We start from the raw sequence: 22,399 nt of genomic DNA on the forward strand, positions 1-22,399 counted from the left end.
GTGGCCCGAGTCAGCACCCTGGTGCGCAGGCCGGTCGACCAGCTCGAGGAGCTGGGCGAGCAGCTGGGCCTCTACGCCCGCGCGATCGCCTGGGTCCCGCGCACGCTTCGCCGCTACCCGAAGGAGATCTTCCGGCTGCTGGCCGAGGTCAGCTTCGGCTCCGGCGCGCTGATCGTCATCCTCGGCACCGCGGGCGTCATGGCGGCCCTGTCGCTGTTCGTCGGCTCGCTCGTCGGCCTCCAGGGCTTCCGGGCCCTGGACTCGCTCGGCGTGGAGGCCCTGACCGGCTTCATCACCGCGTACTTCAACACCCGCGACATCGCCCCGCTGGTCGCCGCCTCGGCGCTCACCGCGACCCTCGGCGCCGGCTTCACCGCCCAGCTCGGCGCCATGCGGATCTCCGAGGAGGTCGACGCGCTCGAGGTCATGGCCGTGCCGTCCGTGCCGTTCCTCGTGACCACCCGCGTGATCGCCGGGATCCTGGCGGTGATCCCGATGTACACGATCGGCCTGCTCGCGAGCTTCGCCGCGGCGCGGATCAACGTCACGTTGATCAACGGCCTACCGGGCGGGACGTACGACCACTACTTCGACCTCTTCCTGCCCGTCGGGGACATCTTCGCCTCGTACCTCAAGGTGATCATCTTCGCGACGGTGGTCATCCTCATCCACTGCCACTACGGCTACCACGCCAAGGGCGGCCCGGCGGGCGTCGGCGTGGCGGTCGGCCGGGCGGTGCGGCTCTCGATCGTCAGCACGGCGATCCTCGACTTCTTCCTCACCCTCGTGCTCTTCGGCACCTCCACGTCGGTGCGGGTGGCCGGATGACGGGGCACGACACGAAGAAGGTCACCCTCGGCGTCGTCTTCATCCTGGTCATCGCGCTGCTGATCGGCCTGGCCGTGGCGCAGTACGCGGGCGCGTTCCGCTCCGGGGTGCCGGTGACGCTGAAGGTCGACCGGGTCGGCACGCAGCTGAACGAGCGCGCGGACGTCAAGATCCGCGGGCTGATCGTCGGCACCGTCGACCGGATCAGCACGGACGGCGACGGCGCCACGATCACGATGTCCATGAACCCGGACCTGATCGACCAGATCCCGGACAACGTCACGGCGCGGCTGCTGCCGAAGACGCTCTTCGGCGAGAAGTACGTGTCCCTGGTCCCGCCGGACCGGCCGGGCGCCATCAAGCTCGCCGCCTACGACACCATCCGCGAGGACCGCAGCGTGGCCGGCATCGAGGTCGAGCGGGTGCTCGACGACCTGCTCCCGCTGCTGCAGGCCGTGCAGCCGCAGGACCTCGCCACCACCCTCGGCGCGCTGTCGCAGGGCCTCGCCGGCCGCGGCGAGCAGCTCGGGCAGACGCTGGAGCGGCTCAACACCCTCACCGCGGGCCTGCAGCCGGCCATCCCGGACCTGCAGGAGGACATCACCCAGCTCGCGGACTTCTCGGAGAACCTGTCGAACTCCGCGCCGGACCTGCTCGACGCGCTCGACGACCTCACGGTCACCAGCCGCACGGTCGTCGAGGAGTCGCAGAACCTGCGCGACCTGTACCGGTCGGTGACCGGGGCGTCGGACGACCTGCGGGCCTTCCTCGACGCCAACAAGGACAACCTGATCGGGCTGGCCCACGCGAGCCGGCCGACGCTGGAGACGCTCGCGCGCTACGCGCCGGAGTTCCCCTGCTTCTTCCAGCAGGCCAGCCGGCTGATCCCGTACCTGGACCAGGTGTTCGGCAAGGGCACGGACGAGCCGGGCGTGCACATCACGCTGGAGATCGTCGCGAGCAACGGCAAGTACATCCCGAACCAGGACGAGCCTGCCTACTCCGACGACCGCGGCCCGCGGTGCTACCCGATCATCATGCCGGGCCCGCAGTACCCGCCGGACGGCCCGTTCCGGGACGGTTCGGTGCCCCCGCCGCCGCCGGCGGGACAGCCGATCGGCCCGCCCGGCAAGTTCGGGGTCGAGGACTACGGCACGTTCGACGGCACGTACTCCTGGGACCTGATCCCCGGCTTCGAGTGGAGCCCGAACAGCCACGCCGGCGCCAAGCCTGCCGCATACGACATGGGCATCACCAACTCGCCCGGTGAGCAGCAGCAGGTCGCGGAGCTGGTCGCGGCGCGCACCGGCACCACGCCGGCGGCGGTGCCCGGCTGGGGCAGCGTGCTGGTCGGCCCGCTCTACCGCGGGACGGAGGTGCGGATCGCATGAGCCGCGTCCCGATCGGCCCGCTCACCAAGTTCCTGGCGTTCGCCCTGGTCACCGCGCTCGCGACCACGGTCCTCGCGCTCACCATCGCGAACAGCCAGGGCGGCGACAAGACGACCTACTCGGCCCGCTTCACGGACGTCAACGGCCTGCTCCAGGGCGACGACGTCCGGATCGCAGGGGTCATCGTCGGCTCCGTCGACAAGATCGAGATCGTCGACCGGCGGCAGGCCCGGGTCGAGTTCAGCGTGGACTCCGCGCTGAGCGTCCCGGCCTCGGCCACCGCGGCGATCCTCTACAAGAACCTCATCGGCCAGCGGTTCCTCTCGCTGGGGCAGGGGACCGGGGGCGGCGGCCGGCTCGAGCCGGGCGGCACCCTCCCGGTGCAGCAGACCCGCCCGCCGCTGGACCTCACCACGCTGTTCAACGGGTTCAAGCCGCTCTTCCAGGGCCTCGACCCGGAGCAGGTCAACAAGCTGTCCCAGGAGATCGTCTCGACCCTGCAGGGCGAGGGCGGCACCGTGGACAGCCTGCTCGCCAGCACGGCGTCGCTGACCAGCACCATCGCCGACCGTGACCAGGTCATCGGGCAGGTCATCGACAACCTCAACGGCGTGCTGCAGACCGTGAACAGCCACGACGAGAACCTGAACCAGCTGATCACCTCGCTGCAGCAGCTCGTGTCCGGGCTGGCCCAGGACCGCGAGCCCATCGGCGACGCGATCTCCTCGATCGCCGACCTCACCCAGGTCACCGGCGGCTTCGTCGAGGAGGCGCGGCCGCCGCTGAAGGCGGACATCCGGGCGCTCGGCGACCTCGCCGGCCAGCTCGACCAGGCCCGCCCGACGCTGGAGCACCTGCTGGAGTTCTCGCCGTACAAGCTGAACAAGATCAGCCGCGCGGCGAGCTACGGCAGCTGGTTCCAGTTCTACCTGTGCGGGCTCTCGGGCTCGGTCGGGCTCGGCGACCTCATCCCGCGCCAGGAGATCCCGGTGTTCAAGTCCGACGCCCCGCGGTGCGGCGCCGACCCCGACGGCGTCGAGGGCCAGCAGGCCCCGCTCGTGCCGGGCGTGCCGCCGGCGGTGGACCAGCTCGTCAACGGCGTGCTGCCGAACGGCCTGCCGGAGGACGCCCCCGCCCTGCCGATCTTCGGCACGCTCCCGACGGGGGGTGACCGCTGATGGCCGCCACCGGCGCGCGCCGCCCGGTCCCGCTCGCGATCGCGGGCCTGGTGCTGATCGCCGTGCTCGCCGTCGTCGCCTTCCAGGCCCCGTCGATCTTCGGCGGCGCGACCTACCACGCCGAGTTCGGCGAGGCCGCCGGCCTGCAGGCCGACGACCGGGTCACCGTCGCCGGCGTCGAGGTCGGGCGGGTGACGTCCGTGGAGCTCGCCGGCGACCACGTCGACGTCGCCTTCCGGGTCGACGACGCCTGGGTGGGCGACCGGACCTCGGCCTCCATCGAGATCGCCACGCTGCTGGGCTCGAAGTACCTGGCCCTGGACCCGCAGGGCGACCAGGAGCTCGACCCGGGCACGACGATCCCGCGGGACCGCACGATCTCGCCGTTCGACGTCGTCGAGGCGTTCAACGGGCTGTCCGGGACGATCGACCAGATCGACACGAACCAGCTGGCGGACAGCCTCCGCACGCTGTCCGACACGTTCAAGGACACCCCGGACGACGTCCGCGGCACGCTCGACGGCCTGTCCCGGCTCTCGACCACGATCTCCAGCCGGGACCAGCAGATCCGCCAGCTCCTCGCCGGCGCCCGGAACCTGTCGTCGATCCTCGCGGAGCGCCGCGGCGACTTCGACGAGCTGCTCTCCGACGGCAACCTGCTGCTCTCCGAGCTGCAGCGGCGCAAGGACGCGATCGACCGGCTGCTCGACGGCACCCGGCTGCTCTCGCAGCAGCTGTCCGGGCTCGTCGCGGACAACTCCGACCAGCTGCGGCCGACCCTCGAGACGCTCGACCGGGTCACCGAGGTGCTGCAGCGCCACCAGGACGACCTGGCGGACACGCTGAAGAACGAGGCGGTGTTCGTGCGGCTGTTCACCAACGCCGTCGGCAACGGGCGCTGGTTCGACAACTACATCTGCGGTCTGCTCCCGATCCCGACGATCGGCCCGCTGAACCCCGGAGGCTGCTGATGGTCGGCTCCTGGGCGAACGACCGCCGCGCGCTGCAGATCACGGCGCTGGTCGCGATCGTCGCCGTGCTCGTCGCGACCGGCGTCTGGCTGATCGGCAACGGGGGCGGCCGGAAGATCACGGCCTACTTCGCCAACGCCTCGGCGCTGTTCGAGGACAACGACGTGCGCGTGCTCGGCGTGCCGGTCGGGCAGATCGACTCGATCACCCCACAGGGCACGCAGGTCGAGGTCCACATGACCATCACCGACCCGGACGTGCACCTCGCGCCCGACGCCAAGGCCGCGGTCGTCTCGCCGAGCCTGGTGACCGGCCGCTACGTGCAGCTGTTCCCGACGGTCGCGGAGGACGCGCCGCAGCTCGAGACCGGTGCCACGATCCCGCTCGAGCGGACCGCGGTCCCGCTCGGCGTCGACGACCTCGCCAAGGCCGCCACGGACCTGTCCCGGGCCCTCGGCCCGGAGGGCGCCAACTCCGCCGGCGCGGTGTCGCAGGCCCTCGACGTCGGTGCGCAGAACCTGGCCGGCAACGGCGAGGCGTTCAACGACACCATCCGCGGCCTCGGCAACCTGTCCAACACGCTCGCCGGCTCGAGCGAGGACCTCTTCGGCACCGTCACGGAGCTGCAGAAGTTCACCGAGACCCTGGCCCAGGACGACGCGAAGGTCCGGGAGTTCAACGGCCGGCTCGCCGACGTCACCGGCTTCCTCGCGAGCGAGCGGGAGGACCTGGGCGGGGCGATCAGGGACCTGTCGGTGGCCCTCGGCGACGTGGCCGGGTTCGTCCGGGACAACCGGGACACCATCCACTCCAACGTCGACCGGCTCGCCGACGTCACCCAGGTGCTGGTGGACCAGCAGCGGGCGCTCACCGAGATCCTCGACGTCGCGCCGCTGGGCATCTCCAACCTCGCGAACACGTACAACGGCTCGTCGGGCACGCTCGACACCCGGGCGAACATCAACGAGCTCAGCCGGCCGCCGATCTACTTCCTCTGCGACCTGCTGAAGACCGGCGCCCCCGACGCGCTCAAGCCGCTCGTGCCCACGTGCGCCGCCCTGCCGGACGTGAACACGCTCCCGACACCGGCGCAGATCCTGAGCTCGGTGACCAGCGGGCAGACCCCGCCCGTCCCCGGCCTCGCGATCCCGTCCGTGCCGCTCGTGCCGCAGAACCCGGCCGCGCCGGAGGCCGGTCAGCCGGCGCCGGCGGTCCCGGGGCAGGCGAACCCCGCCCCGGCCGCGCCGGCCACCACCGCCCCGGCCGCGCCGGCGCCGCAGGAGCAGGAGTCCGGCGGCGGGATCGGCGGGTTCTTCTCGAAGCTCTTCGGAGGTGGGTCGTGAGGCGCACGAGGCTCGCGGCCAGGCTCGCGGTCCTGGTGACCGTCGCGTCGGTCGCGCTGAGCGGCTGCGGGGTGTTCTCCGGCGGGCTGCGCGGGGTGGAGCTCCCCGGTGGCGCCGACCTCGGCGAGGACCCGTACGCCGTGACGATCGAGTTCCCCGACGTCGTCGACCTGGTACCGCAGTCCCTGGTCAAGGTGGCCGACGTCAGCGTCGGCACCGTCCGGTCCATCGACGTGGACCCGGCGACCTGGAACGCGCGGGTCACCGTCGCGGTGAACCGGGGCGTCCGACTGCCGGCCGACTCCGAGGCCCGGGTGCGCACCACGAGCCTCCTCGGCGAGAAGTTCGTGGAGCTGGCGGCGCCCACCCAGGGCGGCACCGGCACCCTGTCGGACGGCGCCACGATCCCGATCGAGCGGGCGGGCCGCGCGGTCGAGGTCGAGGAGGTCTTCGGCGCGCTGTCCATGCTGCTCAACGGCGGCGGCGTCGCGCAGATCAAGACCATCTCGACCGAGCTGAACAAGGCCCTCGACGGGCGCGAGCCGCAGATCCGCGGCCTGCTCGACAACCTGAACACGCTCGTCGGCGCGCTCGACGACCGCAAGGGCGAGATCACCCGCGCCCTCGACGGGCTCAACCGGCTGTCCGCCACGCTGAACGACCGGCGGCCGCAGATCGAGAACGCCCTGGACAACCTGGGCCCGGGCCTGGCCGAGCTGGAGCGCCAGCGCGGGCAGCTGGTCGACATGCTCAAGGCGCTCGACCGGCTCTCCGGCACCGCCACGGACACGATCAACCGCAGCCGGGACGACGTCCTCGCCGACCTGCGGGCCCTGCAGCCCACGCTGTCGAAGCTCGCCGAGTCCGGGCAGGACCTGCCGAACTCGCTGGAGCTGATCGGCAGCTTCCCGTTCACCGACGCCGCGGTCGACGCGTTCGCCGGTGACTACGCCAACCTGTACGTCCGGGCGGACCTGGACGCGAAGACGCTGCTGGACAACCTGCTGCGGACCCGGCAGGCCTTCCCGACGCCGGACACGCCGCTGTTCAACCAGCTCCCGCCCGTCGGCCAGCTGCTGTCGCCGCTGCTGGGCGGCAACCCGGACCAGCCCTCGCTGCCGCTGCTCGGCCCGTCGCCGACCCCGCTCGGCCAGGCCGACCCGAACAACCCGCCGCCGACCACCCCACCGACGCCGAGCGCGGTGCCCCCGCCGCCGACGGACGGCAGTGGCGCCCCCGGCGGCTCGGGTGACTCCGGCTCGGGCGGCGGTCTCCTCGGCGGACTCCTCGGAGGTGGCCGGTGATCACCCGGACCATGAGGTGGCAGCTCCTCGCGCTGCTGCTGGTCACGCTGGTCGGAGTCGGGTACACCGGCTTCCGCTACGCGAACTTCGGCGCGATCTTCGGCGCCACGACCTACCCGGTCACGATGAAGCTCGCCGACTCCGGCGGCATCTTCACCGGCGCCGACGTCACCTACCGTGGTGTCAGCGTCGGCCGGGTCGGCCCGCTGACCCTGACCGCCGACGGCGTCGACGCTCAGCTCGATCTCGAGCGCGGCGGCCCGGAGATCCCCGCCGACGTGACCGCCGCCGTGCGGAACCTGTCGGCGATCGGCGAGCAGTACGTCGACCTGCAGCCGGCCAGCGACTCCGGCCCGGACCTGGAGTCCGGCTCGGTCATCCCGCTGACCCGGGTGAGCACGCCGGTGCAGGTGGACCAGGTCGTGTCGAGCCTCGACGGGTTCGTGCGGTCGGTGCCGCTGGAGAGCCTGCGCACGGTCGTCGACGAGCTGGGCAAGGGCTTCGCCAACAGCGGCGTCCCGCTGCAGAAGCTGCTCGACACCACCAGCGAGTTCACGAAGGCGGCCACGGACGCGCTCCCGCAGACCACCGCACTGCTGCGCGACGGGCGCACGGTCCTGACCACGCAGAACGAGGTCGCCGGGCAGTTCGCCGACTTCAGCTCGAGCCTGAAGCTGCTGGCCGAGCAGCTCAAGGAGTCCGACCCGGACCTGCGGCGGCTGATCCACACCGCGCCCGAGGCCGCGGACCAGATCCGCGGGCTGCTGCGGGAGAGCGGCGCCGGGCTGTCCACGACCGTCGCCAACCTGCTGACCGTCGCCCGGATCGCCGAGCCCCGGCAGTCCAACCTGGAGCAGCTGCTCGTGACCTACCCGGGCGTGATGGCCAACGGCTACACGGCGGCGCCCAACGACGGCACCGCGCACCTCGGCCTGGTGCTCAACTTCTTCGATCCCTTCCCCTGCGTGTACGGCTACCAGGGCACACCGCACCGGCCCGGTAACGACACCAAGGACACCGAGGTCTACAAGAAGGCGTACTGTGCCGAGCCACAGGGGAGTCCGACGAGCGTCCGCGGTGCCCAGAACGCTCCCCCGGCGCCGCACTCGACGACCCCCCGCGCCAAGCCCGGCACGACCGGCAACCCGTCCGCGGGGCTCCCGCTCCCGGCGGGCTCCGACGACCCGCAACCGCTGAACCCGCTCCCCCTCGGAACACCCGCCGGGATCCTGGCCTGACGGCCGGTCCCGCACGCCACACCCCCGATGGCCGACGCCCCCACGGCCGGATGGAGTCCCGCAATGACTGCGAGCACGACCGAGAGCACGGCGAACACGAGGCCCGCCGACGAGCCCGACCCCGGGCCGTCGGGCGGCGGGAGGCGGTTCGGCGGACCGCGGGCCCTGCAGGTCGCGGCGGCGGTCGCGGTCGTCGCGGCGATCGTGTTCGGGGTGCTGTGGCTGACCACGCTGCTGAGCGGGGAGCGGAAGCTCGCCGAGGCGCGCGACGACGTGCTTGTCGCGGCCCGGCAGTCCGCGATCAGCCTGAACACGCTGGACTGGCACGACGTCGACGGCGGCCTGGACCGGTGGGAGCAGACCTCCACCGGCGCGGTCCTCGACGAGTTCCGCACCAACCGGGCGCAGTACGCGCAGTTCGTGGCCCAGTCCAAGCGGACCACCACGGCGACCGTCTCCGACGCCGCGGTCAGCGAGCTCGACGACCGCGCGGGCGTCGCGCGGGTGCTGGTGGGTGTCGACGTGACGGTGACCCCGGACGGGCAGCAGCCCATCCCCACCCGGCAGCGCCTGCAGCTCGAGATGAGCCGCACGGACGACGGCTGGAAGGTCAGCAAGCTCGCGCCGGTCCGCGCCCCCGGACAGAGCGGCTGAGCCGGGCCCACCCGCCCGACCCGGCGCCCGTCCGCTTCCGGTCGACCGACGGCCCCCAGGAGGTCACCATGTCCCCCCAGCCCCGCAAGCCCGTCCCCACCACCGCGTCCCGGCGCCGCGCCACCACCGGCATCCGCCGCCCGCGCGTCGCCGGCCGCCCGGACACCGGCCGGCCCGACACCGGGCGCCCGGACGCGCCGGGCGAGACCGCCGAGACCGAGGTCCGGCCGGACGTCACCCGCGCGGACAGCCGGCACGCCCTGTTCGAGCCGGAGACCGAGGCGCTCACCGCGCCGGAGGTCGAGGACGAGGCGGAGACCGCCGCCGTCCCGGCCGCGGAGGAGGCGGACGGCGCCGGGGAGACGGGAGCGGGGGAGCGGCCGGACGGCGCCCGCGCCCGTCGCGCCCGGCGGGCCCGCCGCGAGCGCGCCGAGGCCTTCGGGGAGCCCGCGGAGACGACAGCAGAGACGGCGGGGGAGGCGGCGGGGGAGGACCGGCCCCGGCGCGGGCTCACGGACCTGCTGCGGGTCCCGGCCCCGCCCCGGACGAAGCGGGGCACCACGATCCTCGCCGGTGTCACGGTCGTCGCGCTGGCGCTCGCCGTCCTGGCCGGCGTGAGCTGGTGGAGCATGAAGAGCACGCCCGCGGCGCAGAACACCGCGCTGGTGGACGTCGCGGCCACCACCCAGGTCAGCCAGCAGCTCGGCGACGCGGTGAAGACCGTCTACTCGTACGACTACACCCGGCTCGACCAGAACGAGGCCGCCGCCCGCGAGGTCATCACGCCGGAGTTCGGCCAGCAGTTCGACCAGCTCTTCGGCGAGGTCCGCAAGCTCGCGCCGGAGCAGCAGGCCGTGGTCACCGCGACGATCTCGCAGGCCGCCGTCGAGTCGATCGCCGGGGACCGCGCCGTGCTGGTGGTCTTCCTCGACCAGCAGGCCACCCGCGCCGCGAGCGACCAGGCCGGCCAGCAGGTCGCCGCCGCGGGCCGGCTCACGGTGACCGGGCAGCTCGTCGACGGCACCTGGAAGATCGCGGACGTCGCCGTCGCGTAGCGGCGCATCTGCAGCGTCGCGTAGCGGCGCACCGGCCCCGTCGCGTAGGTATGGGCACCCCGGCGGCGGGGGCGTCGCCGGGGTGCGTATGCTCGACGTCGGTTCCACCGAAGACCGCAGGTCTGCCCACCGGCCCCGCCGGTGGACACGAAGGCCCCGCAGCCGCGGGCGTCCCGCGCAGGAGGACGAGGCAAGCAGCCCGGGTGCGCACGCACGCCCGCACCTCACGCCCCGTGCCCTGCGCACGGGGCGTTCGTCGTCTCCTGGGTCTCGGGACGCGGTGGCACACCGACACCCCGAGAGGAGGCATCACATGGCACGACCCGACAAGGTCGAGGCGGTCGCAGAGATCGCCGACCGGTTCCGGGGCGCGTCCGCCTCGGTGGTCACGGAGTACAGCAGTCTCACCGTGGCTCAGCTGAGCCAGCTGCGCCGCGCCCTGGGCGAGAACGCCAGCTTCCGCGTCGCCAAGAACACCCTGGTGAAGCGGGCGGCGGCCGACGCCGGCGTCGACGGTCTGGACGAGCTCCTGGCCGGCCCGACGGCGATCGCGTTCGTCACCGGCGAGGCGGTCGACGCCGCCAAGGCGCTGAAGAACTTCGCCAAGGACAACAAGGGCCTGGTGATCAAGGGCGGCTACATGGACGGCCGCGCCCTGTCGGGCGCGGAGGTCGAGCGGCTGGCCGATCTCGAGTCCCGCGAGGTCCTGCTGGCCAAGCTGGCCGGCGCCATGAAGGGCAACCTGGCGAAGGCCGCGGGCCTGTTCAACGCCCCGGCGTCGCAGGTCGCGCGGCTGGCCCAGGCCCTGGCCGACAAGCGGGCCGCCGAGGGCGCGTCCGCCGAAGGCGGCCAGGACGACACCGCCGCCCCCACCGAGAGCTGATCCGGCTCCACCCCAGTTACACCCCAGACACACGAGAAGGAGCCAGAGATGGCGAAGCTGTCCAGCGACGAGCTGCTCGACGCGTTCAAGGAGCTCACCCTCATCGAGCTCGCCGAGTTCGTGAAGAAGTTCGAGGAGACCTTCGAGGTCACCGCGGCCGCCCCGGTCGCCGTCGCCGCCGCGGGTCCCGCCGCCGGTGCCGCCCCGGCCGAGGCCGAGGCCGAGAAGGACGAGTTCAACGTGGTCCTCGAGGCCGCCGGCGACAAGAAGATCCAGGTCATCAAGGTCGTCCGCGAGCTGGTCTCGGGCCTCGGCCTGAAGGAGGCCAAGGACCTCGTCGAGTCGGCCCCGAAGCCGGTTCTCGAGGGTGTCGCCAAGGACGCGGCCGACGCCGCCAAGGCGAAGCTCGAGGAGGCCGGCGCGAAGGTCTCCCTGGCCTGACCCAGAGGATGATCAGCGCCGCCTGATCCCCGCCGCGAGGCCGCCCCTGGCGGCACCGGCGGGTCCACGAACGGCACTTCCGCTCGCGCGGAAGTGCCGTTCGTGCGTTCTCAGGAGTTCTCGCGGTCCCGCAGCTCGCGGCGCAGGAGCTTGCCGCTGACCGTCTTCGGGATCTCGTCGAGGAACTCGACCTGCCGCGGGTACTTGTAGGCCGCCATCCGCTCCTTGGTGAAGGCGATCAGCTCCTCGGCGGTGACCTGCTTGCCCGCCCGGAGGCTGACGAAGGCCTTCACGGTCTCGCCGCGGTACTCGTCGGGGACCCCGACGACGGCCGCCTCGCGCACCGCCTCGTGCTCGTAGAGCACGTCCTCGACCTCGCGCGGCCACACCTTGTAGCCGCCCGCGTTGATCTGGTCCTTCTTGCGGTCGACGATGTAGAACCAGCCCTGGTCGTCCATGTACCCGACGTCGCCGGTGTGCAGGGAGCCGCCGGGCAGCGCCCGCTCGGTCTCCTCCGGCTTGTTCCAGTAGCCCTTCACGACCTGCGGGCCCGTGGTGACGATCTCGCCGACCTCGCCGGGCGGGAGGTCCTGCCCGGCCTCGCCGACGATCCGCACGACGGTGTCGTAGACCGGCACGCCCACCGACAGCGCCCCGGAGGCCTCGTCGACCGGCGCCTCGGCGCGCCTGGGGGTGCAGTGGCTGGGCGAGGTGGTCTCGGTGAGCCCGTAGATGTTGTGGATGTACTGGCCGAAGGCCTGCTGGAAGGCCTTCACCGTCGACGGCGGGATGGGCGCCCCGCCGGACCAGATCTTGTCGAGCGTGCGCAGCGCGTCCTGGTCGGCGTTGGGGGCGTTCATCAGCGCGATGAACACGGTGATCGAGCCGACCGTGAACGTCGGCCGCTCCTCGCGGATGATGTCGATCGCCGCCGACGGCTCGAAGCGGTGGAACAGCACGAGCGGCGCCCCGAGCAGCATGGCGATCGTGACGTGCCCGATCAGCCCGGTGATGTGGAAGAGCGGCGCGATCCCGAGGACGACGTCGTCGGGGCCGAGCTCGCAGAAGCCGCGGTAGGTCTGCGAGTTGAACACCAGGTTGGCGTGGGTGTTCATGGCGCCCTTGGGCGGGCCCGTGGTGCCCGAGGTGTAGGTGAGCACCGCGGTGTCCTGCGGGTCGAAGGACACCGCCGGCGGCCGCTGCCCGCGGAAGCGCTCCACGAGCTCGCCGAGGTCGACGGTGCCGTCGACCGCGCCGATGCGCTCGACGCCGCCGAGGATGCGCGCGTCGTTCCGGGTCTGGTGGTCGAGCTCGCTGGTGGTGAGCACCGTCCGGACGGAGGTGTCGCCGACCACCTTCGACGCGACGTCCCGGTACAGGCTCTCGAGCGTGACCAGCACGCTGGCCCCGGAGTCGGTGAGCAGCAGGTGCAGCTCGCGCTCCCGGTTCATGGGGTTGACGTTGACGGCGATGCCGCCCGCCTTCCACGTGCCGACCAGCGCGATCACGTACTGCGGGTCGTTCTGCAGGAACAGCGCGACGCGCTCTCCCGCGGAGAACCCGGAGTCGAGCAGGCCGGCGGCGACGGCGTCGGACAGCTCGTCGAGCTCGCGGTAGGTGATCCGGCCGTCGAAGTAGCGGATCGCGTCCCGGTCGCCGTGCTGCTCCACGGTGGCCCGGAACAGCGCCAGCATGTCCGGGAACTCGGGGGTGATCGAGGTGGGCTGGCCCTCGTCGTAGCGGGCGAGCCAGGGCTTGTCGTCGTAGACGGACACCGGGTCTCCTAGCGGATGGCGATGGGGTTGACCGGCGCGCCCGTGCCGTGCACGACCTTCAGCGGGGCGGCCGCGTAGAGGAAGGACCAACGGTTGTCGGCGGCGCAGGCGTCGGCCAGGTCGTCGAGCCAGGCGATCTCGGTGAGGGTCACGCCCAGGTTGCGCATCAGCGCACAGTGCAGCGGCAGCGCGACGCCGGAGTCGGGGTCGGCGGTCACCTCGTTGGCGATGGTGTCGGTGACGAGGTTCGGGATCTCACGCTGCTGGAACCACTCGACGAGCTCGCGGGAGTAGGTCAGCCCGGGCTCGACGAAGCCGTCGTAGAACTTCTCGGGGTCGTTCAGCTCGTACCAGTACTTCATCCAGCCCGTGCGGATCAGCAGCACGTCCCGCGGCTCGATCTCCACGCCCTGGTTCTTGGCCGCGGCCTCCAGGTCGGTGTGGTCGAACGTCTCGCCCTTGTCGAGCCACTGCTTGCCGCGGTGCCGGGCCATGTCGATCAGCACCCCGCGCCCGACGACGCCCTTCTCGGCGATGGGCAGCACCGAGGCCTTGTCCATGGCGTCGATGGTCGTACGGGCGTCGTAGCCGTTCCAGAGCTTGCCGTCGTACCAGACGTGCCCGAGGGCGTCGTACTGCGTGGAGCCCTGCAGGAAGATGTGGGCGGTGTCGTCGGCGTAGTGCAGGCCGCCCGGGAAGGCCGGTGCGTCGGGGGAGTCCCAGGTGCCCTCGTCGAGCTCGTTCTTGCGGGACATCCCCCGGCGGCCCGGCCAGATCGGGTCGCCCGGGCTGTCGGTGCGGCCCATGTGGATCTGGAGGGTGAAGACCTCGCCGGACCTCACGTGCCGGATCCCGCGCAGGACCTGGCCGGCGTCGAGGTAGTTGAGACAGCCCAGCTCGTCGTCCGGGCCCCACTTCCCCCAGTTCGTCGGGGCGTCCGCGCCCAGCAGCTCGCCCATCGTCGGCACGGTGTTCTCGGCCATTCGTCGACCCCTTCGTCAACGGGTGTGAGGCAGGTGCATGATCACGCCCGATCCTTCTGTCGGCCGTCTGCGGGCGTCAAGGCCGGTGGGCGAGGCGGCCTGACCGGAGGATCGGGCCGGGGCGTAGGGTGGAGGTCGAACCCAGGCCCGTTGCTCCGGACGAGTGAATTCCGTGCGGCGCGACGGGCGGCAGGCCGGGCCCGCGGGCCCGCCGACGGACGGTCCACCGGGGGGCCGGGAGCCCTGAGCTGCCGGTCGTCCTCCGGGAGGGACCACTTACCGACGCGTACGGTCTTGACTCGGTGCGCCTGCCGGGTCACTCTTACGTCACGGTGCTTGGCTCCGGTGGTGAGCTGAGCGACGTGTCTCGACAGCGGCTGCCTTCGCGGCTAGACTGACTCTTTGCGCTGCCTCCGCCCAGGTTCGGCGTGCACGCTGTCGGAAGTCCGCCGGTCCGAGAAGGCCGGGTCCGGAAGGTCCGCCAGGGTGCTCGGCGGACCTGGTCGGAGCGTGGCGTTCTGACAACGAACGGCGAGTTCAGCTCCCCGGCCACACCCGACACGTCGCCAGATCGCCGGACCGGTACCGGTGCGGTGACGCCGAACGGTAGCGCCTCGGGGGCAGTGCCCGCCAGACGAGAGCGTAGTTCTCGGAAGGACGCATCTTGGCTGTCTCCCGCGCCACCGTGACCACTGCGAACCCGGGGAGCGTCGTCTCGGCGAACCCCAACTTCCCTGGCGCACCCACCCGAGTCTCGTTCGCGAAGATCGCCGAGCCGCTCGAGGTGCCGGACCTCCTCGACCTGCAGATCCAGTCCTTCCAGTGGCTGGTCGGCGACGAGGCGTGGTTCCAGCGCCGGATCGACGCGGGGGACGAGAACCCGGTCGGGGGTCTCGAGGAGATCCTCACGGAGATCTCTCCCATCGAGGACTTCTCGGGCTCCATGTCGCTGTCCTTCTCGGACCCGCGCTTCGACGAGGTCAAGGCCTCCGTCGAGGAGTGCCGGGACAAGGACATGACCTACGGCGCCCCGCTGTTCGTCACCGCGGAGTTCACCAACAACACCACCGGCGAGATCAAGAGCCAGACGGTGTTCATGGGCGACTTCCCGGTGATGACCGACAAGGGCACCTTCATCATCAACGGGACCGAGCGCGTCGTCGTGTCGCAGCTCGTCCGGTCGCCGGGCGTGTACTTCGACCACGCCATCGACAAGACGACCGAGAAGGACGTCTACTCGGTCAAGGTCATCCCCAGCCGCGGCGCGTGGCTGGAGTTCGACGTCGACAAGCGCGACACCGTCGGCGTCCGCATCGACCGCAAGCGCCGCCAGCCGGTCACCGTGCTGCTCAAGGCGCTGGGCTGGACCACCGAGCAGATCCAGGAGCGCTTCGGCTTCTCCGAGACGATCCTCGCCACCCTGGAGAAGGACCACACGGCCGGCCAGGACGAGGCGCTGCTCGACATCTACCGCAAGCTGCGCCCGGGCGAGCCGCCGACGCGCGAGAGCGCCCAGACGCTGCTCGAGAACCTGTTCTTCAAGGACAAGCGCTACGACCTGGCGAAGGTCGGCCGCTACAAGGTCAACAAGAAGCTGGGCCTGGCGGAGCCCACCGAGGTCGGCACGCTGACCGAGGAGGACATCGCCACCACCATCGAGTACCTCGTCCGCCTGCACGCCGGTGAGACCTCGATGAAGGCCAAGGACGGCGAGACCGACATCCCGGTCGAGACGGACGACATCGACCACTTCGGCAACCGGCGCCTGCGCACGGTCGGCGAGCTCATCCAGAACCAGGTCCGCGTCGGCCTGTCCCGGATGGAGCGCGTCGTCCGCGAGCGCATGACCACGCAGGACGTCGAGGCCATCACGCCGCAGACCCTGATCAACATCCGGCCCGTCGTGGCCGCGATCAAGGAGTTCTTCGGCACCTCGCAGCTGTCCCAGTTCATGGACCAGCACAACCCGCTGGCCGGCCTGACCCACAAGCGGCGCCTGTCCGCGCTGGGCCCGGGCGGTCTGTCGCGCGAGCGCGCGGGCTTCGAGGTCCGGGACGTGCACCCGTCGCACTACGGCCGCATGTGCCCGATCGAGACCCCTGAGGGCCCGAACATCGGCCTGATCGGCTCGCTGTCCACGTTCGCGCAGGTCAACCCGTTCGGCTTCATCCAGACGCCGTACCGCAAGGTCGTCGACGGCGTCGTCACGGAGCAGATCGACTACCTGACCGCGGACGAGGAGGACCGCTTCGTCATCGCGCAGGCGAACGCGCCGCTGAACGCGGACGGCTCGTTCACCGAGGACCGCGTCCTGGTCCGCCGGAAGGGCGGCGAGGTCGACCTGATCCCGCCGACGGGCGTCGAGTACATCGACGTCTCGCCGCGGCAGATGGTGTCGGTCGCGACCGCGCTGATCCCGTTCCTCGAGCACGACGACGCGAACCGCGCCCTCATGGGCGCGAACATGCAGCGCCAGTCCGTGCCGCTGCTCCGCTCCGAGGCGCCGCTGGTCGGCACCGGCATGGAGCTGCGTGCCGCGGTCGACGCCGGCGACGTCGTCGTCACCGAGAAGGCGGGTGTGGTCGAGGAGCTCTGCGCCGACTACATCACCGTCATGTCGGACGACGGCACCCGCCAGACGTACCGGCTGAACAAGTTCCGGCGCTCCAACCAGGGCACCTGCAACAACCAGAAGCCGATCGTCGACGAGGGCCAGCGGGTCGAGGTGGGCCAGGTGCTCGCCGACGGGCCGTGCACCGAGAACGGCGAGATGGCGCTGGGCAAGAACCTGCTCGTGGCGATCATGCCGTGGGAGGGCCACAACTACGAGGACGCGATCATCCTGTCGCAGCGCCTCGTGCAGGACGACGTGCTCACCTCTATCCACATCGAGGAGCACGAGATCGACGCCCGGGACACCAAGCTCGGCGCCGAGGAGATCACCCGGGACATCCCGAACGTCTCCGAGGAGGTCCTCGCGGACCTGGACGAGCGCGGCATCATCCGGATCGGCGCCGAGGTCCAGCCCGGCGACATCCTGGTCGGCAAGGTCACCCCGAAGGGCGAGACCGAGCTGACCCCGGAGGAGCGGCTGCTCCGTGCGATCTTCGGCGAGAAGGCGCGCGAGGTCCGCGACACCTCGCTGAAGGTGCCGCACGGCGAGAACGGCAAGGTCATCGGCATCCGGGTCTTCTCCCGGGACGACGACGACGAGCTGCCCCCCGGCGTCAACGAGCTGGTCCGCGTCTACGTGGCCCAGAAGCGCAAGATCTCGGACGGCGACAAGCTCGCCGGCCGGCACGGCAACAAGGGCGTCATCGGCAAGATCCTGCCGGCCGAGGACATGCCGTTCCTGCCGGACGGCACGCCGGTCGACATCATCCTGAACACGCACGGTGTGCCGCGACGCATGAACATCGGCCAGGTCCTGGAGACCCACCTCGGGTGGATCGCCAAGTCCGGCTGGGAGATCGACGGCAACCCGGACTGGGCGAAGATGATGCCCGAGGAGCTCTACTCCGTGCCGCCGAACACGAACACGGCGGTGCCGGTGTTCGACGGCGCCAAGGAGCACGAGATCACCGGGCTGCTCGGGTCCACGCGCCCGAACCGCGACGGCGACCGCATGGTCGGCCCGGACGGCAAGGCGCAGCTCTTCGACGGGCGCTCGGGCGAGCCGTACCCGTTCCCGGTGGCCGTCGGCTACATGTACATCCTGAAGCTGGCGCACCTGGTGGACGACAAGATCCACGCGCGGTCGACCGGCCCGTACTCGATGATCACCCAGCAGCCGCTCGGCGGTAAGGCCCAGTTCGGCGGCCAGCGCTTCGGCGAGATGGAGTGCTGGGCGATGCAGGCGTACGGCGCGGCCTACACGCTGCAGGAGCTGCTCACCATCAAGTCCGACGACGTGGTGGGCCGGGTCAAGGTCTACGAGGCCATCGTCAAGGGGGAGAACATCCCCGAGCCGGGCATCCCGGAGTCGTTCAAGGTGCTCCTCAAGGAGCTCCAGTCGCTGTGCCTGAACGTCGAGGTGCTCTCCAGCGACGGCGCGGCCATCGAGATGCGCGACACGGACGACGAGGACCTCGAGCGCGCGGCGGCGAACCTGGGCATCAACCTGTCCAGCCGCCCGGGCTCGGACTCGATGTCCGTCGACGACGTCGTGAACTGACCCAGAGCCGAGACTCGCGAATTCCGAGAGAAGGACACACTCTTGCTCGACGTCAACTTCTTCGACGAGCTGCGCATCGGCCTGGCCACCGCCGAGGACATCCGCCAGTGGTCGCACGGTGAGGTCAAGAAGCCGGAGACCATCAACTACCGCACCCTCAAGCCCGAGAAGGACGGCCTCTTCTGCGAGAAGATCTTCGGCCCGACCCGGGACTGGGAGTGCTACTGCGGCAAGTACAAGCGCGTCCGGTTCAAGGGCATCATCTGCGAGCGCTGCGGCGTGGAGGTCACCCGCGCCAAGGTGCGGCGTGAGCGCATGGGCCACATCGAGCTGGCCGCCCCGGTCACGCACATCTGGTACTTCAAGGGTGTGCCGAGCCGGCTGGGTTACCTGCTCGACCTGGCGCCGAAGGATCTCGAGAAGATCATCTACTTCGCCGCCTACGCCATCACGTCGGTGAACACCGAGCTGCGCCACCAGGACCTGTCCACGCTCGAGAACGAGATGAGCGTGGAGCGCAAGCGGGTCGAGCAGCGCCGCGACGGCGACCTGGAGGCCCGGGCCCAGAAGCTCGAGTCCGACCTGGCCGAGCTCGAGGCGGAGGGCGCCAAGAGCGACGTCCGCCGGAAGGTCAAGGAGGGTGGCGAGCGCGAGATGCGCCAGCTCCGCGACCGCGCCCAGCGCGAGCTGGACCGCCTCGACGAGATCTGGACCACCTTCACCAAGCTGGACGTGCAGCAGCTGATCGCGGACGAGGGGCTCTACCGCGAGCTCTACGACCGCTACGGCGACTACTTCACCGGCGCCATGGGTGCGGAGTCCATCCAGACGCTGCTGCAGAACTTCGACATCGAGGCCGAGGCCGAGAAGCTCCGCGAGATCATCCGCAGCGGCAAGGGGCAGAAGAAGCTCCGCGCCCTCAAGCGCCTCAAGGTCGTCGCCGCGTTCCAGTCCACCGGCAACTCGCCGATGGGCATGGTGCTCGACTGCGTCCCGGTCATCCCGCCCGACCTGCGCCCGATGGTGCAGCTCGACGGTGGCCGCTTCGCCACGAGCGACCTGAACGACCTGTACCGCCGGGTCATCAACCGGAACAACCGCCTCAAGCGGCTGATCGACCTCGGCGCGCCCGAGATCATCGTCAACAACGAGAAGCGGATGCTGCAGGAGGCCGTCGACGCGCTGTTCGACAACGGCCGCCGCGGCCGGCCGGTCACGGGCCCGGGCAACCGGCCGCTCAAGTCGCTGTCCGACCTGCTCAAGGGCAAGCAGGGCCGGTTCCGCCAGAACCTGCTCGGCAAGCGCGTCGACTACTCCGGCCGTTCGGTCATCGTCGTCGGCCCGCAGCTGAAGCTGCACCAGTGCGGCCTGCCCAAGCAGATGGCGCTGGAGCTGTTCAAGCCGTTCGTGATGAAGCGCCTGGTCGACCTGAACCACGCGCAGAACATCAAGTCCGCCAAGCGGATGGTCGAGCGCGGCCGCTCGCAGGTGTGGGACGTGCTCGAGGAGGTCATCTCCGAGCACCCCGTGCTGCTCAACCGCGCGCCGACGCTGCACCGCCTCGGCATCCAGGCCTTCGAGCCGCAGCTGGTGGAGGGCAAGGCCATCCAGCTGCACCCGCTGGTCTGCGAGGCGTTCAACGCGGACTTCGACGGTGACCAGATGGCGGTCCACCTGCCGCTGTCCGCCGAGGCCCAGGCCGAGGCCCGGGTGCTGATGCTCTCGAGCAACAACATCCTGTCGCCGGCGTCGGGCCGCCCGCTCGCCATGCCGCGTCTGGACATGGTCACGGGTCTGTTCCACCTGACCCGGGAGCGGCCGGACGCCGTGGGCGCCGGGCAGTCGTTCAGCTCCGAGGCCGAGGCCGTCATGGCCTACGACCGCAAGACGCTGCACCTGCAGGCCCCGATCAAGATCCGGCTCCCCGGCGTCACGCCGACCCCGGGCACCGAGCTCGAGGAGGGGGACGTCTGGCGCGCCGAGACTACCCTCGGCCGGGTCATGTTCAACGAGCTGCTGCCGGCGGACTACCCGTTCGTCAACGAGCCGCTGCCGAAGAAGCGCCAGGCCGCGATCATCAACGACCTGGCCGAGCGCTACTCGATGACCGAGGTCGCGCAGGTGCTCGACCGCCTCAAGGACGCCGGCTTCTACTGGGCCACCCGGTCCGGTGTCACGCTGGCGATCGACGACGTCGTGGTCCCGCCGAACAAGCAGGAGATCCTCGACGGCTACGAGGCCAAGGCCGACCAGGTCAACAAGCGGTACCAGCGCGGTGCGCTCTCCCACCAGGAGCGCAACGACGAGATGGTCAAGATCTGGACCCAGGCGTCCGAAGAGGTCGCCAAGGCCATGGAGGACAACTTCCCCGAGGACAACCCGATCCCCACGATCGTGAAGTCCGGGGCGGCGGGCAACATGACGCAGGTCCGGCAGCTGGCCGGTATGCGTGGTCTGGTCGCCAACCCCAAGGGTGAGTACATCCCCCGCCCGATCAAGGCGAACTTCCGCGAGGGCCTGTCCGTGCTGGAGTACTTCATCTCCACGCACGGCACCCGGAAGGGTCTGGCGGACACCGCGCTGCGGACCGCCGACTCGGGTTACCTGACCCGTCGTCTGGTCGACGTCTCGCAGGACGTCATCGTCCGCGAGGTCGACTGCGGCACCTCCCGCGCGGTCACCATGCCGGTCACGGAGGAGACGGCCGACGGCCGCCTCATCCCGCACCGCTACATCCGCACGTCGGTGTACGCGCGGAGCTCGGCAGAGGAGGTCACGGACGCCGACGGCAACGTGATCGTGGCCAAGGGCGGCGACCTCGGCGACCCGGCGCTCGACGCGCTGGTCGCGGCGGGCGTCCGGCAGATCCGCGTGCGCAGCGCGCTGACCTGCGAGTCGGCCACCGGAATCTGCGCGACCTGCTACGGCCGCTCCATGGCGACCGGCAAGCTGGTCGACGTCGGCGAGGCGGTCGGCATCGTCGCGGCCCAGTCCATCGGTGAGCCGGGTACGCAGCTGACGATGCGTACCTTCCATCAGGGCGGTGTCGCGGGCGACGACATCACGACCGGTCTGCCGCGTGTCACGGAGCTCTTCGAGGCCCGTGTCCCGCGCGGTAAGGCGCCGATCGCGGACGTCGACGGCCGCATCCGCATCGAGGACGGCGACCGCTTCTGGAAGATCACCCTCATCCCGGACGACGGGGGCGAGGAGATCGTCTACGAGAAGCTGTCGAAGCGGCAGTGGCTCGCCATGACGGTGGTCGACGGCGAGGAGCGCCCGCTCCGGGACGGCGACCACGTCGAGGTCGGCCAGCTGCTCCTCGAGGGCACGGCGGACCCGCACGAGGTGCTGCGCGTCATGGGCCCGCGCGAGGTGCAGCTGCACCTGGTGCGTGAGGTGCAGAAGGTGTACCGCACGCAGAGCGTGGACATCCACGACAAGCACATCGAGGTGATCGTCCGGCAGATGCTCCGCCGGGTCACGATCATCGACTCGGGTGCCACCGAGTTCCTGCCCGGCGCCCTCGCCGAGCGGGGCGAGTTCGAGTCGGAGAACCGGCGCGTGGTCGCCGAGGGCAACGAGCCGGCCTCCGGCCGCCCGGTGCTCATGGGCATCACCAAGGCCTCGCTGGCGACGGAGTCGTGGCTGTCCGCGGCCTCGTTCCAGGAGACCACCCGGATCCTCACCGACGCCGCGATCAACGGGAAGCGCGACAAGCTCGTCGGGCTGAAGGAGAACGTGATCATCGGCAAGCTGATCCCCGCCGGTACGGGGATCAGCCGGTACCGCAACATCCAGGTGCAGCCCACGGAGGAGGCCCGCGCGGCCGCCTACGCGCTGCCGAGCTACGACGACGGCTACTACAGCCCCGACGTGTTCGGCACGGGCACCGGTGCCGCGGTGCCGCTGGACGACTACGACTTCGGCCGCGACTACCGCTAGTCGCACCGCGTGGTCCGCACGAGGTCGGACGGGGCCGGCGCCTTCGGGCGCCGGCCCCGCCGCCGTTCTCGGGCCGCGCTCGCTGTGCCGGCGGCACGCGAGGAAGGGGCGGAGAACGACGCACCCCTCCGGCGGGCACATGCCGGAGGGGTGCGAGGCGTTATGGAGCCATGACGCGCTCTGAGGCCCGCTCCACGCGTGTTATGGAGCCATAACGCGTTCTGAGGGCGCTCTAC

Annotated in this window: 15 protein-coding genes; 13 read left to right on the top strand and 2 right to left on the bottom strand. The window is 71.0% G+C overall.

The genetic code is table 11. From position 1 onward, the window contains the following. The 11 genes from PKE99_RS12025 to rplL all read left to right on the top strand — a co-directional run bounded on the left by PKE99_RS12025 (window position 1) and on the right by rplL (window position 11,286). Window positions 1-828 carry an MlaE family ABC transporter permease gene (locus PKE99_RS12025; RefSeq protein WP_037046075.1) on the top strand — a complete coding sequence of 276 codons (828 nt, stop codon included), beginning with the start codon at window positions 1-3 and terminating at the stop codon, window positions 826-828. Continuing rightward, a complete protein-coding gene (locus PKE99_RS12030) occupies window positions 825-2,219 on the top strand; it encodes an MCE family protein (protein ID WP_037046077.1) in 1,395 nt (464 codons plus the stop codon). The genes PKE99_RS12025 and PKE99_RS12030 overlap by 4 nt, the downstream gene beginning before the upstream one ends. Continuing rightward, window positions 2,216-3,397 (top strand): MCE family protein, encoded by a 1,182-nt coding sequence (locus tag PKE99_RS12035; RefSeq protein ID WP_037046078.1) that lies wholly within the window; start codon window positions 2,216-2,218, stop codon window positions 3,395-3,397. The genes PKE99_RS12030 and PKE99_RS12035 overlap by 4 nt, the downstream gene beginning before the upstream one ends. After that, entirely contained in the window at window positions 3,397-4,368 is a 972-nt protein-coding gene (locus PKE99_RS12040) for an MCE family protein (RefSeq protein WP_037046079.1), read from the top strand. The genes PKE99_RS12035 and PKE99_RS12040 overlap by 1 nt, the downstream gene beginning before the upstream one ends. Next, a complete protein-coding gene (locus PKE99_RS12045; RefSeq protein WP_063739765.1) occupies window positions 4,368-5,711 on the top strand; it encodes an MCE family protein in 1,344 nt (447 codons plus the stop codon). The genes PKE99_RS12040 and PKE99_RS12045 overlap by 1 nt, the downstream gene beginning before the upstream one ends. After that, complete coding sequence (locus PKE99_RS12050) at window positions 5,708-7,015, top strand: MCE family protein (RefSeq protein ID WP_051737481.1); 1,308 nt, start codon at window positions 5,708-5,710, stop codon at window positions 7,013-7,015. Before PKE99_RS12045 ends, PKE99_RS12050 begins: the two co-directional genes overlap by 4 nt. 11 nt (window positions 7,016-7,026) lie before the next feature. Next, on the top strand, window positions 7,027-8,253 hold the full coding sequence (locus tag PKE99_RS12055) for an MCE family protein (RefSeq protein ID WP_231498216.1): 1,227 nt from the start codon (window positions 7,027-7,029) through the stop codon (window positions 8,251-8,253). Between the two features lie 63 nt (window positions 8,254-8,316). After that, the gene (locus PKE99_RS12060) at window positions 8,317-8,907 is read left to right on the top strand and encodes an Rv1363c family protein (RefSeq protein ID WP_051737482.1); all 591 of its coding nucleotides are present in this window, start codon (window positions 8,317-8,319) and stop codon (window positions 8,905-8,907) included. A gap of 68 nt (window positions 8,908-8,975) precedes the next feature. Beyond that, complete coding sequence (locus PKE99_RS12065; protein ID WP_051737483.1) at window positions 8,976-9,962, top strand: hypothetical protein; 987 nt, start codon at window positions 8,976-8,978, stop codon at window positions 9,960-9,962. Window positions 9,963-10,275: 313 nt separating this feature from the next. After that, window positions 10,276-10,845, top strand: a complete 570-nt coding sequence (gene rplJ / locus PKE99_RS12070; RefSeq protein WP_037046081.1) for a 50S ribosomal protein L10 — start codon at window positions 10,276-10,278, stop codon at window positions 10,843-10,845. Between the two features lie 48 nt (window positions 10,846-10,893). Further along, window positions 10,894-11,286: a 50S ribosomal protein L7/L12 gene (rplL, locus tag PKE99_RS12075; RefSeq protein ID WP_037046082.1), complete on the top strand. Its 393-nt coding sequence runs from the start codon at window positions 10,894-10,896 to the stop codon at window positions 11,284-11,286. A 110-nt stretch (window positions 11,287-11,396) separates the two neighbouring features. Here the strand turns inward: rplL and PKE99_RS12080 are convergent, their stop codons facing one another. Further along, entirely contained in the window at window positions 11,397-13,061 is a 1,665-nt protein-coding gene (locus tag PKE99_RS12080) for a class I adenylate-forming enzyme family protein (protein WP_037046083.1), read from the bottom strand. Window positions 13,062-13,069: 8 nt separating this feature from the next. Further along, complete coding sequence (locus tag PKE99_RS12085) at window positions 13,070-14,044, bottom strand: cyclase family protein (protein ID WP_037046084.1); 975 nt, start codon at window positions 14,042-14,044, stop codon at window positions 13,070-13,072. Window positions 14,045-14,708: 664 nt separating this feature from the next. Between PKE99_RS12085 and rpoB the strand changes: the two genes are divergently transcribed. Together rpoB and PKE99_RS12095 are read left to right on the top strand one after the other, a co-directional pair. Continuing rightward, window positions 14,709-18,218, top strand: a complete 3,510-nt coding sequence (gene rpoB, locus PKE99_RS12090; RefSeq protein WP_037046085.1) for a DNA-directed RNA polymerase subunit beta — start codon at window positions 14,709-14,711, stop codon at window positions 18,216-18,218. A 42-nt stretch (window positions 18,219-18,260) separates the two neighbouring features. Further along, a complete protein-coding gene (locus PKE99_RS12095; RefSeq protein ID WP_037046086.1) occupies window positions 18,261-22,163 on the top strand; it encodes a DNA-directed RNA polymerase subunit beta' in 3,903 nt (1,300 codons plus the stop codon). Window positions 22,164-22,399 lie beyond the last annotated feature (236 nt).

Origin of the sequence: Pseudonocardia halophobica, assembly GCF_027922425.1 — a bacterium.
GTDB lineage: Bacteria > Actinomycetota > Actinomycetes > Mycobacteriales > Pseudonocardiaceae > Pseudonocardia > Pseudonocardia halophobica.